Annotated in this window: 16 protein-coding genes and 3 tRNA genes; 14 read left to right on the top strand and 5 right to left on the bottom strand. The window is 64.9% G+C overall.

Translation table 11 applies throughout. From position 1 onward, the window contains the following. Positions 1 to 38: 38 nt before the first annotated feature. Both ACQY5A_RS21555 and ACQY5A_RS21550 read left to right on the top strand, forming a co-directional pair. Positions 39 to 1,379: a DUF2254 domain-containing protein gene (locus tag ACQY5A_RS21555; RefSeq protein ID WP_428342327.1), complete on the top strand. Its 1,341-nt coding sequence runs from the start codon at positions 39 to 41 to the stop codon at positions 1,377 to 1,379. Next, positions 1,376 to 2,395, top strand: a complete 1,020-nt coding sequence (locus ACQY5A_RS21550; protein ID WP_428342326.1) for a patatin-like phospholipase family protein — start codon at positions 1,376 to 1,378, stop codon at positions 2,393 to 2,395. Before ACQY5A_RS21555 ends, ACQY5A_RS21550 begins: the two co-directional genes overlap by 4 nt. 4 nt (positions 2,396 to 2,399) lie before the next feature. On the opposite strand, the gene ACQY5A_RS21545 is transcribed toward ACQY5A_RS21550, so the two are convergent. The 3 genes from ACQY5A_RS21545 to ACQY5A_RS21535 form a co-directional block, all read right to left on the bottom strand. After that, positions 2,400 to 3,098, bottom strand: coding sequence for a crotonase/enoyl-CoA hydratase family protein (locus ACQY5A_RS21545; protein ID WP_428342325.1), 699 nt, complete (start codon positions 3,096 to 3,098; stop codon positions 2,400 to 2,402). A 5-nt stretch (positions 3,099 to 3,103) separates the two neighbouring features. Further along, entirely contained in the window at positions 3,104 to 3,952 is an 849-nt protein-coding gene (locus ACQY5A_RS21540) for a hypothetical protein (RefSeq protein WP_428342324.1), read from the bottom strand. Between the two features lie 64 nt (positions 3,953 to 4,016). After that, positions 4,017 to 4,742, bottom strand: a complete 726-nt coding sequence (locus tag ACQY5A_RS21535; RefSeq protein ID WP_428342323.1) for an MBL fold metallo-hydrolase — start codon at positions 4,740 to 4,742, stop codon at positions 4,017 to 4,019. 119 nt (positions 4,743 to 4,861) lie between these two features. Between ACQY5A_RS21535 and ACQY5A_RS21530 the strand changes: the two genes are divergently transcribed. From ACQY5A_RS21530 to ACQY5A_RS21475, 12 genes are all read left to right on the top strand, one after another. Next, positions 4,862 to 4,934, top strand: a tRNA-Thr gene (locus ACQY5A_RS21530). A 53-nt stretch (positions 4,935 to 4,987) separates the two neighbouring features. Further along, positions 4,988 to 5,061, top strand: a tRNA-Met gene (locus tag ACQY5A_RS21525). Between the two features lie 40 nt (positions 5,062 to 5,101). Beyond that, the gene (rpmG, locus tag ACQY5A_RS21520; RefSeq protein ID WP_428342322.1) at positions 5,102 to 5,269 is read left to right on the top strand and encodes a 50S ribosomal protein L33; all 168 of its coding nucleotides are present in this window, start codon (positions 5,102 to 5,104) and stop codon (positions 5,267 to 5,269) included. Between the two features lie 51 nt (positions 5,270 to 5,320). Next, a complete protein-coding gene (hadA, locus tag ACQY5A_RS21515) occupies positions 5,321 to 5,800 on the top strand; it encodes a (3R)-hydroxyacyl-ACP dehydratase subunit HadA (RefSeq protein ID WP_428342321.1) in 480 nt (159 codons plus the stop codon). Continuing rightward, a complete protein-coding gene (gene hadB, locus ACQY5A_RS21510) occupies positions 5,787 to 6,215 on the top strand; it encodes a (3R)-hydroxyacyl-ACP dehydratase subunit HadB (RefSeq protein WP_428342320.1) in 429 nt (142 codons plus the stop codon). The genes hadA and hadB overlap by 14 nt, the downstream gene beginning before the upstream one ends. Positions 6,216 to 6,217: 2 nt before the next feature. Then, complete coding sequence (gene hadC, locus ACQY5A_RS21505) at positions 6,218 to 6,718, top strand: (3R)-hydroxyacyl-ACP dehydratase subunit HadC (protein ID WP_428342319.1); 501 nt, start codon at positions 6,218 to 6,220, stop codon at positions 6,716 to 6,718. 134 nt (positions 6,719 to 6,852) lie between these two features. Further along, positions 6,853 to 6,925, top strand: a tRNA-Trp gene (locus ACQY5A_RS21500). Positions 6,926 to 6,982: 57 nt separating this feature from the next. After that, positions 6,983 to 7,399: a preprotein translocase subunit SecE gene (gene secE, locus ACQY5A_RS21495; RefSeq protein WP_428342318.1), complete on the top strand. Its 417-nt coding sequence runs from the start codon at positions 6,983 to 6,985 to the stop codon at positions 7,397 to 7,399. A gap of 122 nt (positions 7,400 to 7,521) precedes the next feature. Then, a complete protein-coding gene (nusG, locus tag ACQY5A_RS21490; RefSeq protein ID WP_428343277.1) occupies positions 7,522 to 8,256 on the top strand; it encodes a transcription termination/antitermination protein NusG in 735 nt (244 codons plus the stop codon). Positions 8,257 to 8,324: 68 nt separating this feature from the next. After that, a complete protein-coding gene (gene rplK, locus ACQY5A_RS21485) occupies positions 8,325 to 8,753 on the top strand; it encodes a 50S ribosomal protein L11 (protein ID WP_428342317.1) in 429 nt (142 codons plus the stop codon). Positions 8,754 to 8,877: 124 nt separating this feature from the next. Next, a complete protein-coding gene (gene rplA, locus ACQY5A_RS21480) occupies positions 8,878 to 9,585 on the top strand; it encodes a 50S ribosomal protein L1 (RefSeq protein WP_428342315.1) in 708 nt (235 codons plus the stop codon). Between the two features lie 66 nt (positions 9,586 to 9,651). Next, the gene (locus tag ACQY5A_RS21475) at positions 9,652 to 11,523 is read left to right on the top strand and encodes a fatty acyl-AMP ligase (protein WP_428342314.1); all 1,872 of its coding nucleotides are present in this window, start codon (positions 9,652 to 9,654) and stop codon (positions 11,521 to 11,523) included. A 4-nt stretch (positions 11,524 to 11,527) separates the two neighbouring features. Here the strand turns inward: ACQY5A_RS21475 and ACQY5A_RS21470 are convergent, their stop codons facing one another. Both ACQY5A_RS21470 and ACQY5A_RS21465 read right to left on the bottom strand, forming a co-directional pair. Further along, on the bottom strand, positions 11,528 to 12,751 hold the full coding sequence (locus ACQY5A_RS21470) for an RNA polymerase sigma factor (RefSeq protein ID WP_428342313.1): 1,224 nt from the start codon (positions 12,749 to 12,751) through the stop codon (positions 11,528 to 11,530). Positions 12,752 to 12,758: 7 nt separating this feature from the next. After that, positions 12,759 to 13,457 (bottom strand): YciI family protein, encoded by a 699-nt coding sequence (locus ACQY5A_RS21465; RefSeq protein ID WP_428342312.1) that lies wholly within the window; start codon positions 13,455 to 13,457, stop codon positions 12,759 to 12,761. Positions 13,458 to 13,469: the final 12 nt, after the last annotated feature.

The raw sequence follows: 13,469 nt of genomic DNA, 5'->3' as shown, positions 1-13,469 counted from the left end.
CCCAGGCGCCAAAGCTCCAACAGTCCTAGTGTCATTAAATGCGCGGTCCGTACTTCGAGGCCGATTGGCGACGCGAAGCCCTCCGGACCAACCTGTGGCTCGTCCCCGTGGTCGCAACCTTCGCCGTGGTTGTGCTTTTCGTCGTCACCTACAGCCTCGACCGCGCCGCCTACGACGGGTTGATCCAGTTCCCGCCCTGGGTGATCAGCGGCACCGCCGATGTCGCGCGCGTCCTGCTTGCCACTGTCGCGGCGGCGATCATCACCGTGGTCGGCATCGTCTTCTCGATCACCATCGTGGCGTTGACGCTGGCCTCGACGCAGTTCGGTCCGCGGATGCTGCGCAACTTCGTGCGTGACCCCGGGACCCAGATGTCTCTCGGCACATTCGTGGCGAGCTTCTGCTACGCGATTATTGCGCTCGTCTCGGTCGGCGGTGGGCCGCACGGCGACTTCGTGCCGCATCTGTCGATCACCGTCACCCTGCTCTTCACGCTGTTCGACGTGGCGGTGCTGATCTATTTCCTCAATCACATCGCGACGATGATTCAGCTTCCCGTGGTGATCGCCAACATTGCCACGACGCTGGTCAGCGAGGTCACCGCGATGGAAAGCGCTGACGGGTGGCCCGCGGCCCGCGGCCCGTCCCACGACGAGCTTTTGCAGCGACTGGCAGAGGACGGCGCCCCGATCCGCACACCGCGCAGCGGTTACCTCCAAGTCATCCGCCACGACATCCTGGTGAAAATCGCCGCGAAGGCCGACGCGGTCGTTCAGTTACCCTACCGCCCAGGGCATTTCATGGTCGCCGGCCAGGTGATCGCGAGAGTGTGGCCACCGGGTGCCGCTGAATCTGTGGCGGAGCGCTTGGCACTGGGCCACGTCGCGGGCGCGTATCGCACACTTCCGCAAGATGTCTCGTTCGGCCTCGACCAACTGGTCGAGATTGCGCTGCGAGCATTGTCCCCGGCGGTCAACGACACCTTCACCGGCATGACCTGCGTCGACTGGATCGCCGACTGTCTATGCCGGATCGCCCCGCTCTGGCATCCGCAGCGGGTCCGGCGCGACGACGACGGCAACATCCGCGTCATCGCGTTCCAGCCCGACTTCGACCGACTGGTCGAGCGCAGCTTCGACACCATCCGCCAGGCGTCAATTGGCATGCCGGCCCTGATGATTCGGCAGCTCGACGCGATCACCAAGGTCATCGAACAAGTCCCCGACAGGAAACGGCGCACCCCGCTCATCCGGCAAGCCGAGGCGATCCAGCGCTCGAACCTCGCCACGGTCGCCGACCCGGCGGACCGCGAGGACGTGAGCCAGCGCTACGAGGCGGTCATGGCGCTGATCGCCCCAACGGCTACCGTTGGGACGTGACCACCGATCCCACCGGCCTCAAGGCGGATCTCGTCCTCTCCGGCGGCGGCGTCAAGGGCATCGGCTTGGCCGGCGCAGCCGTCGCGCTGCTGGAAGCCGGATACGCGATCCAGCGGGTCTCGGGCACCTCGGCCGGCTCGGTCGTCGGCGCGATCCTGGCGGCCGGCGCCGACGAACTGACCCCCGAGCAGGTCGAGCAGCTCACCATGACGCTGCCGTACAAGAAATTCCTCGATCCGACGCGCGTCACCGGCATCCCGCTGCTCGGACCCGCCTGGGGTGTGCTCAGCGAAACCGGTATCTACAAAGGCGATTACGCGCACGAGTGGATCCGCTCCGAGCTGGCCAACCTGGGCGTGCGCACCTTCGGCGATTTGGCCATCAAGAACGACAACGTCCCACCCGAGCAGCGCTACCGGTTGGTGGTCACCGCGTCCGACGTGACCAGCGGGCAACTGGTCCGGCTGCCGTGGGACTACCGCAGGATCTACGGTCTCGACCCCGACGAGCAACTGGTCGCCGACGCGGTTCGCTCCTCGATGTCGATTCCGTTCTTCTTCAAGACCACCAAGCTGACCAGTGCTGAAGGCCTGAGTTCCACACTGGTCGATGGCGGCATGCTGTCGAATTTCCCGATCGACTCGTTCGACCGCCGCGACGGCAAGCTGCCGCGCTGGCCCACCTTTGGCGTCACGCTGTTACCCAACCTTCCGCAGGGCAACGACAAGGTGATCCCTGCTCTGGCGCCGGTGAATTGGCTCTTCGGCGGCCCGCCCCTGATCGAAGCGCTGATCACCACAATGATCGTCGGCCGAGACCAGGCCTACCTGAACCAGCCCTGGGTCAGCTCGCGGGCGATCCGCGTCGACTCCTCAAAGGTCGGCTTCCTCGACTTCAACATCGGCGACAAGCAGAAGAAGGAGCTCTACCAAAGCGGCTACCAAGCGGCGCAAGAATTTCTGTCCGATTGGAACTGGGACGAGTACGTCGAGCGGTTCCGCCGGCCGGCGAGCTAGGTAGCTAAACCTCGAATTCGGCTGCCATGTTGTCGATTCCGGCGCGAATGCCTGCCAGGGCTTCGGCCCGGGTCCGCAGCTTCGTGCCGACATGGGCGTGCCGCTTCAAAGTCGCGAATTCGCGCGCGGCTTCCTCGGCCCGGCTGAGCACCATGTCGGGCAACACGATCTCGTCGACCCAGCCGGAGGCCACCGCGGTCTCACCGAAGAACGTCTTCGCCAATGTGGCCGATTGCTGATACGCCGACCGCGTCAATCGAAGCTTCATCACTTCCAGTGCCGAATACGGGATCGTCATGCCGATGGCGACCTCGTTGGCCTGAATGTTGTACGCGGGGGCCGCAATTCGATGGTCGCCGCTGGCGAGCAAGAATGCACCCATCGCGATGGCGTGTCCGGTGCAGGCCATCACCACCGGCTTGGGATACGACAGCAGCCGGTGCGACAGCTCGAAGCCACCCTTGAGCATGTCGACCGCGGGCTGGACGTCACCGGAGGTCAGGACCTTGAGGTCGAACCCGGCGCTGAAAACCTTGTGGTTTCCCGCGATCACGACGGCGCCGACGTCGTCGCGGTCGGCGTGGTCGAGCGCGTCCTGCAGCGCCTGCTGCATGGTCGGCCCGAGAACGTTGACCTTGCCGTCGTCCATGGTGATGAACGCGATGGACTCCTCGAGGCGGTAACTAACCGGGCCGTCGCTCATCGCCGCTAGACCCGTTCGCCCCGGTGCTTGCCGAGTTCCTCTTCGGCGTTACCCCAGCGCAGGCTGACGTCGGTCGGGGGCGCCTCGATCTGCCGGGTGCGCCAGCGGTCCTTGGTCTCGTCCACGGCGCGGTTGATCCGTTCGATCTCGGCGCGAAACACATCCACCCGGGTTTCCTTGGTGGCGTAGTGGAAGTAGGTCAGCAGGCTGCGTAGCAGCTCCAGCTTCTGCTTTTCCCGCTTGGCCAGGTCGTGATTGGTCATCAACTCGATCCGCTGCACCGGTGGCAATGACGCCCAGTCGAGCACCACCTTGGTCTCCAGCGCTCGCCGGCGGCGCTGCCAAAACTTCCAGCCACGTGGAATCTCGATCCGGTCGTAGTAGGTCACGGTGCCGGGGAAGCGTGACTCGATGCCCGCGCCGAGCTCGGTGCGGTCGAGCGCCGAATCCCACACCGTGCGCCATTCCTGTCCGGGGGCCAGCACCGGCAAGTGGCGGGGGAGTTGCAGTTCGATGACGTCGGCATAGCCGTCGGTGGCGTTTTCGTATTCGGCAACGGTCGGTGGTTGCGGAAACGTGAACGAGACGTCGTAGGCGGAGGTTTTTCCGAAATTCCGGACGACTAGTTCGATCACGTGCCAGTCGGCGGCGTGTGGCTCCATGAACATGCCGACGTGCGGGCGGGATTCTTCGGACGCCTGTCGACGATTGCGGCGGATTTGCGCATTGGCGAAGATGAGGCCGGCAACTCCGAGTGCGAGTAAAGCCCAAACGGCCCACGCCAACCAGGTCGTCGACCCGGCGCCCGCCACCTCATGCCATCGATCGCGGATCCAATCCATCGAAGATCCCATCGCTTTCGCCTAAATCACGCGCTTGGTCGCGTGAAATTCCGCTGTAGTCCCCCTGGCCACACGGTTATCCGCCCATCAGCGTTCGCCACTGTTCCAGATTAGCGACGCGGTAAACGTAATTTGAACGCTTGACCTCCGACAACGAGGCGCTTGGTTCGGCCGAATACCAGTGTCCGGGAAATACTGTCGGATCACCCGATAACTGTGCAAGTTTTTGCAGGCTGCGAAATATCTCGTCGGAATCCCCGCCGGGAAAATCAGTGCGACCGCAACCCTCGAGGAAAAGGGTGTCGCCGGCGATCAACCGGTCGTCGAGCAGGAAGCATTGGCTGCCCGGCGTGTGGCCCGGGGTGTGCAGCAGTTCGATCTCGATATCGCCGATGCCGACCTTGTCGCCGTGCTCGTGCGTGGTGAGATCGCTCATCGGAATCCCGGTGATGCGCGAAACGAACAGTGCCTCTTGCGAATTGACGTGAACCGGGACGCTGATCCGCTCGAGCAGCTCGGCCAGACCCTTCAACTCGAAGCCCATCATCTCCCCGCCGACGTGGTCGGGGTGGTGGTGGGTGACGAGTACGCCGGACAGGTGCATGCCGTCGGCTTCCAGCGTGTCGACCAGGTCGCCGGCCGCGTAGGCGGGGTCGACCACGACGCAGTCGCCGGTCTGCCGGTCGCCGATCAGATAGGCGAAGTTACGCATCTGCTCGGCGATGCCGTCGCCCTGGGCGAAATCGCGGCCGGAGAGCAGTTGGCGAAAGTACAACCGGTCTTGCTGGTCAGTGTCGGGCATTCGAACAGCCTAAGCGGGCTCGCGGCGCGGGGTGAACCTCACCGTTTTGGTGCCCTTGCGGCGCAGGCTGTACCCTTTTTTAGGCCCGACGCATGACCTACCGGTCGCTATCGGGTGCGGCCCCCTTAGCTCAGTCGGTAGAGCGTTTCCATGGTAAGGAAAAGGTCAACGGTTCGATTCCGTTAGGGGGCTCGGCGGACGCCGAGCAGGTTAGGCGGCCCAGAACGAAGGCAGTGCAGCTCCGAGGCGGTGTAGCTCAGTCGGTTAGAGCGAACGACTCATAATCGTTAGGTCGCCGGTTCGAGTCCGGCCATCGCTACAAGAACAACAACGAACGAGAACCCGAAAAGAGAACCGACGTGGCCTCAAGTACTGACGTACGGCCCAAGATCACTTTGGCCTGCGAGGTGTGCAAGCACCGCAACTACATCACCAAGAAGAACCGCCGCAACGACCCCGACCGGTTGGAGCTCAAGAAGTTCTGCCCCAACTGCGGCGAGCACCGGGCGCACCGCGAAACCCGCTGACAACACACCCGTCAGCTATCTACACAGATGCACTAGGTACATTCAAAAGCCATGTCGCTGGGCAAGAACGCCATCGGTAAGCGGTTCCGCTATCCCGACTATTACCTCGTCGAGCGGGAAAAGATTCGCGAGTACGCCGTCGCTGTCAAAAATGACGACGCGCCGTTCTTCGAGGACCACGCCGCCGCTGAACTAGGCTATGACGGGTTGGTGGCACCACTGACCTTCATCTCGGTGTTCGGCTACAAGGCCGTGGCAGCGTTCTTCGAGTGGGCAAACATCGCCACTCACGATGCCCAGGTCGTCCAGGTCGATCAGTCGCTTTCATTTTTCGCCCCCATCAAGGTGGGGGACCGCTTGTACTGCGATGTTGAGATCGAGTCGGTACGTCGAGCCCACGGCACCGACATCGTCATGACCAAACAGACCATCACCAACGGCGCAGGTGAGGTTATTCAGGAGACCTACACGACCTTGGCGGGTCGTGCAGGTGAAGACGGAGAAGAGGGTTTCCGAGATGCCACTGCGTGAGTTCGATTCGGTGACGGTGGGCGATCAACTTCCCGAGAAGATCTACCCGCTGACCCGTCAGGATTTGGTGAACTATGCGGGTGTCTCCGGCGACCTGAACCCCATCCACTGGGACGACGAGATCGCCAAGGTGGTCGGGCTCGACACCGCGATCGCGCACGGCATGCTGACCATGGGTCTGGGCGGCGGCTTCGTCACCTCATGGGTCGGCGACCCCGGGGCAGTCACGGAGTACAACGTGCGGTTCACCGCGGTTGTCCCCGTCCCCAACGACGGCAAGGGTGCCGAGATCGTCATCAGCGGCAGGGTCAAGTCGGTCGATCCCGACAGCAAATCGGTGACGATCGCGCTGACCGCGACCACCGATGGCAAGAAGATCTTCGGTCGCGCGATCGCGTCGGCCAAGTTGGCGTAGCTGTGGCGATCAACTCCGATATCCGCGGGATGGTGTGGGTCTACGAGGACAGCTACGTTGTGGGCCGGGAGAAGGTCCGCGAATTCACCAGGTCGGTCAAGGCCAACGATCCGGCCAGCCTGGACGAAACGGCGGCAGCCGAACTCGGATACGACGACCTGGTCGCGCCGTTGACGTTCGTCACCATCCTCGGGAAGTTGGTGCAGGCTGACTTCATGCGCAAGGTCGACACCGGCTACGAGACGCTGCAAATGGTCCAGGTCGACCAGCGATTCGTCTTTCACAAGCCGATCCTGGCCGGTGACGTGCTGCACGCCCGAATGGAAGTCGACTCGGTTGTCGAGCGATTCGGTGCCGACATCGTCGTCACCAGAAACACTCTGACCAATGACGCCGGCGAACTCGTCATGGAGTCCTACACCACGATGATGGGCCACGAGGGCGACAACTCGATCAACCTCAGATGGGACAAGGAGACCGGCCAGGTCGTCAGGACGGCATGATTAGTACCTGACACTTGCTCCGATGTACACTCGGACCTCGGGGTTTTCCCATTACCAGCGTGTTTTCCTTCAGTGGAGAGCGCGCGCGTCGTGGAGAGCCCCGACACGCGCAGGTTGGCCTGCCAACCAGCGATAGGGGCGTAGCTCAATTGGCAGAGCAGCGGTCTCCAAAACCGCAGGTTGCAGGTTCAAGTCCTGTCGCCCCTGCAATGGTGGACACTGGAAGGTGAACACCACGCACACGATTGAACGAAGGAGTATGCGGTGAGCGACGAACGTGTCGATGCCGACGCCGCAGCCGACGGCGGCGAACCCGGCGACTCGCAAGGCGGTCGTACCGCCGTGGTGACGCCGCAGCGGCCCACCGGCAAGCGGTCCCGTCAGCGGCCCGAAACATCCGGCGCCGTCGAACTCACCGACAGCGACTCCGACGACGCCCCCAAGAAAGCCAAGAAGCCGAAGAAAGCCAAGTCTCCCGGCGATCAGTCCAGCAACCCATTCGTCTTCGTCCTCACCTACCTCAAGCAGGTTGTCGCCGAGCTGCGCAAGGTCATCTGGCCCAACCGCAAGCAGATGGGCTCCTACACCTCCGTGGTGTTGGCGTTCCTGGTGTTCATGGTGACGTTGATCGGCCTGGTGGATCTGGGCTTGGCCAAGCTAGTGCTGCTGGTGTTCGGCTGAGACGTGATGAGAGGACAGAACAAGTGACTTCGTTCGAGGGCCAGACGCCCTCTGAAGTGTCCGACGCGCGCATCGCGGCCGCGGATCCGACGACCACGATTGCGAGCAGGACCGCCGAGTCGTTGGATCAGTCGACGGCCGAAGCGGTTTCAGAGGCGGGCCAGGCTCCCGACGCGGCTGACGACGCCGCCGAAGCGACCGCAGCGCCCGAGGAGCCGGTTGAGGACGAAGATGTCGACCCGGCCGTCGCGCTGAAGGCCGACCTGCGCGCCAAGCCCGGCGACTGGTACGTCATCCACTCCTATGCGGGATACGAGAACAAGGTGAAAGCCAACCTCGAGACCCGGGTGCAGAACCTGGATGTCGGCGACTACATCTTCCAGGTGGAAGTGCCCACCGAAGAGGTCACCGAGATCAAGAACGGTCAGCGCAAGCAGGTCAACCGCAAGGTGCTGCCCGGCTACATCCTGGTGCGGATGGATTTGACCGACGACTCGTGGTCGGCGGTGCGCAACACCCCAGGCGTCACCGGGTTCGTCGGCGCCACGTCGCGTCCGTCGGCGCTGCGGCTCGACGACGTGGTCAAGTTCCTGCTTCCGCAGGGTGCCGCCAAGAAGCCCGCCAAGGGTGCCTCGAGCACCTCGGCCGCGGTCGGCGAAGGCGGTCTGGAACGTCCCGTGGTCGAGGTGGACTACGAGGTCGGCGAGTCGGTCACCGTCATGGACGGGCCGTTCGCCACGCTGCCGGCGACGATCAACGAGGTCAACGCCGAACAACAGAAGCTCAAGGTGCTGGTGTCCATCTTCGGCCGCGAAACACCTGTGGAACTGGGCTTCACCCAGGTCTCAAAGATTTAGAACCGCTCGGCGACGATGCGGGTGGTCCCGCTGAGGAGTCCGGCAACTAGGAAGGAACACCAACACTCATGGCCCCGAAGAAGAAGGTCGCCGGGCTGATCAAGCTGCAGATCAAGGCCGGCGAGGCCAACCCGGCTCCGCCCGTCGGTCCGGCACTAGGCCAGCACGGCGTCAACATCATGGAATTCTGCAAGGCGTACAACGCGGCGACGGACAGCCAGCGCGGCAACGTCGTCCCGGTGGAGATCACCGTGTACGAGGACCGCAGCTTCACCTTCGCGCTGAAGACGCCGCCGGCCGCCCGCCTGCTGCTCAAGGCCGCCAAGGTGGCCAAGGGCTCGCCCGAGCCGCACAAGGAGAAGGTCGCCAAGGTCACCTGGGACCAGGTCCGCGAGATCGCCGAGACGAAGAAGGCCGATCTCAACGCCAACGACATCGACGCAGCCGCCAAGATCATCGCCGGGACCGCCCGGTCGATGGGGATCACTGTCGTCTAAGGACGGTTTCCCATCGGACGACGATGCGGGTGGTCCCGTTGAGGAGTCCGACAAATGTAGTGCCCGTGGGAGGGCCAGCTTCGGCCCGCCGACCACAACCCGACACTGAAGATTGGTTGAACGAATGAGCAAGAACAGCAAGGCATATCGCGCCGCGGCCGAGAAGATCGACCACGACAACCTCTACTCTCCGCTCGAGGCCACCAAGTTGGCCAAGGAGACGTCGTCGACCAAGCAGGACGCGACCGTCGAGGTCGCCATCCGGCTCGGCGTGGACCCGCGCAAGGCCGACCAGATGGTCCGCGGCACGGTCAACCTCCCGCACGGCACCGGTAAGACAGCGCGCGTCGCGGTCTTCGCCGTCGGCGAAAAGGCCGAAGAGGCGACCGCCGCCGGCGCCGATGTGGTTGGCAGCGACGACCTGATCGAAAAGATTCAGGGCGGCTTCCTTGACTTCGACGCGGCGATCGCGACCCCCGACCAGATGGCCAAGGTCGGCCGGATCGCCCGCATCCTCGGCCCGCGTGGCCTGATGCCGAACCCCAAGACCGGCACCGTCACCCCGGACATCACCAAGGCTGTTTCGGAGATCAAAGGCGGAAAGATCAACTTCCGCGTCGACAAACAGGCCAACCTGCACTTCGTCATCGGCAAGGCGTCCTTCGACTCCAAGCAGCTGGTGGAGAACTACGGCGCGGCGCTCGACGAGGTGCTGCGGCACAAGCCGTCATCGTCCAAGGGGCGCTACCTGAAGAAGATCACGGTCTCCACGACCACCGGCCCGGGCATCCCGGTCGACCCGGCGGTCACCCGCAACTTCTCCGACGCGTAAGTGCCTGGTGCTGTCCACCGGCGGTTGGTAGCGGTCAACAGAACTGTTATCTCTTAGAATCTCCTCATGCTTGGTGCTTGGGAAAGCGACGGCAGTCGGCTGAGCCGGCCGGAGTTGACTGACTACCTGGACGCGGACGGCGAGATCGTCCTGCCAGGAGGGGTCAACTTGGTGACCTTTCTGGACCGCCACATCGATGACATCGGTGCTGCCGTCGCGTATCGCTTCCTCGATTACGCCCACGACGCCAACGGCACGATGATCGAGCTGACCTGGGGCGAGCTGGGTACCCGGCTGCGGGCCATCGGTGCTCGGCTGCAGCAGATCACCACCAAGGGCGATCGGGTGGCGATCCTGGCGCCGCAGGGCATCGACTACATCGTCGGCTTCTTTGCCGCGATCAAGGCCGGCGACATCGCCGTGCCGTTGTTTGCGCCGGAGTTTCCGGGGCACGCCGAGCGCCTCGACGCGGTCCTGGGCGACGCCAAGCCGTCGGTGGTATTGACCACCTCCGGCGCGGCCGCGGCAGTGGTGGAGTTTGTCCGCACGCTGCCGCGCGAGAGCAGACCGCGGGTGATCGCGATCGACGAGGTTCCCGACTCGGTGGGCGCCACCTTCGCTCCGGTTCACCTGGATACCGACGACATCGCCTACCTGCAGTACACCTCGGGGTCCACCCGGTCTCCGGTTGGTGTGGAGATCACCCACCGCGCCATCGGCACCAACGTGCTGCAGATGGTGATCTCGACCGGAATCGACTGGGACATCCGCAGCGTCAGCTGGCTCCCGCTGTACCACGACATGGGCCTGCTGATGATCGTCTGCGTCGCGGTATTCGGAACGCAGGTCACGCTCATGTCGCCGGTCTCGTTCGTCCGCAGGCCGCAGCGCTGGATCCGACAACTGGCCGCCGAATCCCAGCACGGCCCGACCTTCGCGGCGGCCCCGAACTTCGCGTTCGAGCTGGCCGTGGACCGCGGGCGTCCCGACGCCGGCGAAGAGCTCGACCTGACCAACGTGGTGTCGCTGATCAACGGCTCCGAGCCGGTGCGGATCGCCTCGATCGAGAAGTTCAACACGGCGTTCGCCCCGTACGGGCTGCCGAACACGTCGATCAAGCCGTCCTACGGAATGGCCGAGGCGACGCTGTTCGTCTCGACCATCGACCTCTCCGCCGCGGCGACCGTGGTGTACCTGGACCGGGAACAGTTGGGCGCGGGGCGCGCTGTTCAGGTCCCGCGCGACACCCCGAACGCCGTCTCGCAGGTGTCCTGCGGCCGGATCGCCCGCAGCCAGTGGGGTGTCATCGTCGACGGCGATGCCGAGGCGGAACTCGCCGACGGGGAGGTCGGCGAAATCTGGTTGCACGGCAACAACATCGGCCAAGGCTATTGGGGACGCCCCGAGGAAACCGAGCGGGTGTTCGGCAACAAGCTGCAATGCCGACTGCCGGTCGGCAGCCATGCCGACGGAACCCCGAGCGATGCCACCTGGCTGCGGACCGGTGATCTCGGCGTCTACCTCGACGGGGAGCTCTACATCACCGGGCGGATCAAAGATCTGATCATCGTCGACGGCCGCAACCATTACCCGCAGGACGTCGAGGCCACCACGGCCGAGGCATCGCCGAAAGTCCGATCGGGTTATGTCGCAGCGTTTTCGGTGCCGGCCAACGAGGTACCGGGCGCCGCTGCCGATGAGGTCGGCGAACGCGTCGTGATCGCCGCCGAACGGGCGCCAGGGGCCGGCCGGGGCGACCTGCAGCCGGTGATCGATGACATCCGCGCGGCGGTATCCCGACGCCACAGCCTGCCGCTGGCCGATGTGCTGCTGGTCGCGGCGGGCGTCATCCCGCGGACCACCAGCGGCAAGCTCGCGCGTCAGGCGGCCCGGGCGCTGTATCTCAAGGGAGACTTGGGCGCCCGCAACCACTCTTGATGGCTCATCCACCGCACTCCACGATCCGGCGGCGCAGATAGTCGCGACCCGGGTCGGAACCGTTGGACATCAACGCTTCTCGGTACCAGGTGAGGGCATCGTCTCGCCGTCCCGCCCGGCGTAGCAGGTCGGCGCGTACCGACGCGACGAGGTTGGATCGTGCCAGCCTCGGGTCGTGTGCAACCTGCTCCAGTGCCGCCAGCCCGGCGTCCGGGCCGTCGCGGAAACCTACCGCCAGGGCCCGGTTCGCCCGCACCACCGGAGAATCCGTCATCGCCGCCAGCTTGTCGTAGGCCGCGCAAATCGTGCGCCAGTCGGTCTGCTCCCATGACGGCGCGGTCGCATGCAGCGCGGCGATCACCGCCTGCGGCAGGTAAGGCCCGGTCGACCCGTGGGCCAGCCGCAGCCGGTCCAGGCCGCGCGCGATCCTGCCGCGGTCCCACCGGCTACGGTCCTGCTCCTCGAGTGGGACCAATGCGCCGTCGGCGTCGACACGGGTGGCTCGTCGCGAATCATGCAGCAGCACAAGCGCTGCCAGCGCGTGGGCTTCGAGCTCGCGGGGCATCAGCGCGCACAGCTCGGTCGCCAGCCGGACGCCCTCGTCGCACAACTCGTCGCGGATGGCCGACGGCCCGGCGGTCGACCAGTAGCCCTCGGTGAACACCGAGTAGATGCAGCTGAGCACATGTGTCGTGCGCTGCGGAAGCAGCTCGGCGGGCGGCACCCGCAGCGGGATGTTCGCGTGCCGGACCTTGGCTTTGGCCCGGGTAATGCGCTGCCCGACAGCCGCTTCCGTCTGCAGTAGCGCGCGGGCTATCTCGGCGACGGTCAGCCCGGACACCAGCCGCAACGTCAGCGCCAACTGAGACAACCGGTCGAGCGCCGGATGCGCGCAGGTGAACATCATCCGCAACTCGTCGTCGCGGACCGGGTGAACGTCCACATCGGTTCGGCGCTGCATCTGCTCCACATACCCTTCCAAAGCAGCTGACTCCTTCCTCGGGCGTACCGACTCGCGACGCAACCGGTCGCGGGCGCGGTTTCGCGCCACGGTGAGCACCCATGCACCGGGGTTGTCCGGTATGCCGTCGTGCGGCCACGCCCGCAGTGCCTCGGCGAAGGCCTCCTGGACGGCGTCCTCGGCGACGGTCAGATCACCCGACCACCGGGCCAGCGCGGCCACTGCCGGACCCCACTCCCGCCGAAAAACGCCGTCCAGGTTGACCATTCGTGGGCTAAATGGCCGACACCTTGGCCAGCTGCCGCACCTCCACACCAGAAGCGGGAATCATCGACGCCAGCTTCACCGCCTCGTCGCGATCGGCGGCGGTCAGCAGATAGAACCCGGTCGCAATCTCGGCGCTTTCGGCGAACGGACCGTCGGTGAGCAACACCTCGCCGTCGCGGACGCGCACCGTCGTTGCCGTCGCCGGTTCGTGCAATGCCGCCCCCGAGACGATGTGATCGCGTGCTGCGGCGGCGAATTCGGCATGCCGGTCCGACTCGGCCTGCCACTCCGGTGTCCCCGGGGTGTTGACGTTCGCGGGCGGCTCCAGCAGCAGAGCCAGCCACTGGGCGTCCGAGCGTGACCACTCGGCATCGATGGTGTGAAAAACCGGCCGAATTTCGATGGCGCCGTGGCGGGCGGCCGGGATACCCCGAGCCAGTTCCAGTGCATCGTCGAGGTTTTCCGCCTCGAACACGTAATAGCCGCCGGCGACTTCGGCGCCCTCGGCGAACGGGCCGTCGGTGATCGTCGGCGCGTCCGGACCGCCGTCGATACGCACAGCGGTTGCCGCGGGCAACAGCGCGTCACCGGAGCGGATCGAGGGGAGAACCTTGGCGTGGAAACTCTCGTAGGCCGCCATCTCGGCGGCGCGCTCGTCAGGCGTGAGATCGCGCTCTGGGCTGATAAGCAAAGCGAGGTACTGCATCGTCGTCACCTC

The organism is Mycobacterium sp. (assembly GCF_965277065.1).
Lineage (GTDB): Bacteria > Actinomycetota > Actinomycetes > Mycobacteriales > Mycobacteriaceae > Mycobacterium.
The sequence above is the reverse complement of the archived record's forward strand: the minus strand, read 5'-3'. Positions and strand labels throughout refer to the sequence as shown.

What these genes read in the sequence shown, in the direction of transcription:
- ACQY5A_RS21555 (WP_428342327.1), top strand. Translation starts at nt 39, where the DNA reads ATGCGCGGTCCGTACTTCGAGGCCGATTGGCGACGCGAAGCCCTCCGG.
- ACQY5A_RS21545 (WP_428342325.1), bottom strand. Translation starts at nt 3,098, where the DNA reads ATGAGCGACGGCCCGGTTAGTTACCGCCTCGAGGAGTCCATCGCGTTC.
- ACQY5A_RS21540 (WP_428342324.1), bottom strand. Translation starts at nt 3,952, where the DNA reads ATGGGATCTTCGATGGATTGGATCCGCGATCGATGGCATGAGGTGGCG.
- ACQY5A_RS21535 (WP_428342323.1), bottom strand. Translation starts at nt 4,742, where the DNA reads ATGCCCGACACTGACCAGCAAGACCGGTTGTACTTTCGCCAACTGCTC.
- hadA (WP_428342321.1), top strand. Translation starts at nt 5,321, where the DNA reads ATGTCGCTGGGCAAGAACGCCATCGGTAAGCGGTTCCGCTATCCCGAC.
- hadB (WP_428342320.1), top strand. Translation starts at nt 5,787, where the DNA reads ATGCCACTGCGTGAGTTCGATTCGGTGACGGTGGGCGATCAACTTCCC.
- rplK (WP_428342317.1), top strand. Translation starts at nt 8,325, where the DNA reads ATGGCCCCGAAGAAGAAGGTCGCCGGGCTGATCAAGCTGCAGATCAAG.
- rplA (WP_428342315.1), top strand. Translation starts at nt 8,878, where the DNA reads ATGAGCAAGAACAGCAAGGCATATCGCGCCGCGGCCGAGAAGATCGAC.
- ACQY5A_RS21475 (WP_428342314.1), top strand. Translation starts at nt 9,652, where the DNA reads ATGCTTGGTGCTTGGGAAAGCGACGGCAGTCGGCTGAGCCGGCCGGAG.
- ACQY5A_RS21470 (WP_428342313.1), bottom strand. Translation starts at nt 12,751, where the DNA reads ATGGTCAACCTGGACGGCGTTTTTCGGCGGGAGTGGGGTCCGGCAGTG.
- ACQY5A_RS21465 (WP_428342312.1), bottom strand. Translation starts at nt 13,457, where the DNA reads ATGCAGTACCTCGCTTTGCTTATCAGCCCAGAGCGCGATCTCACGCCT.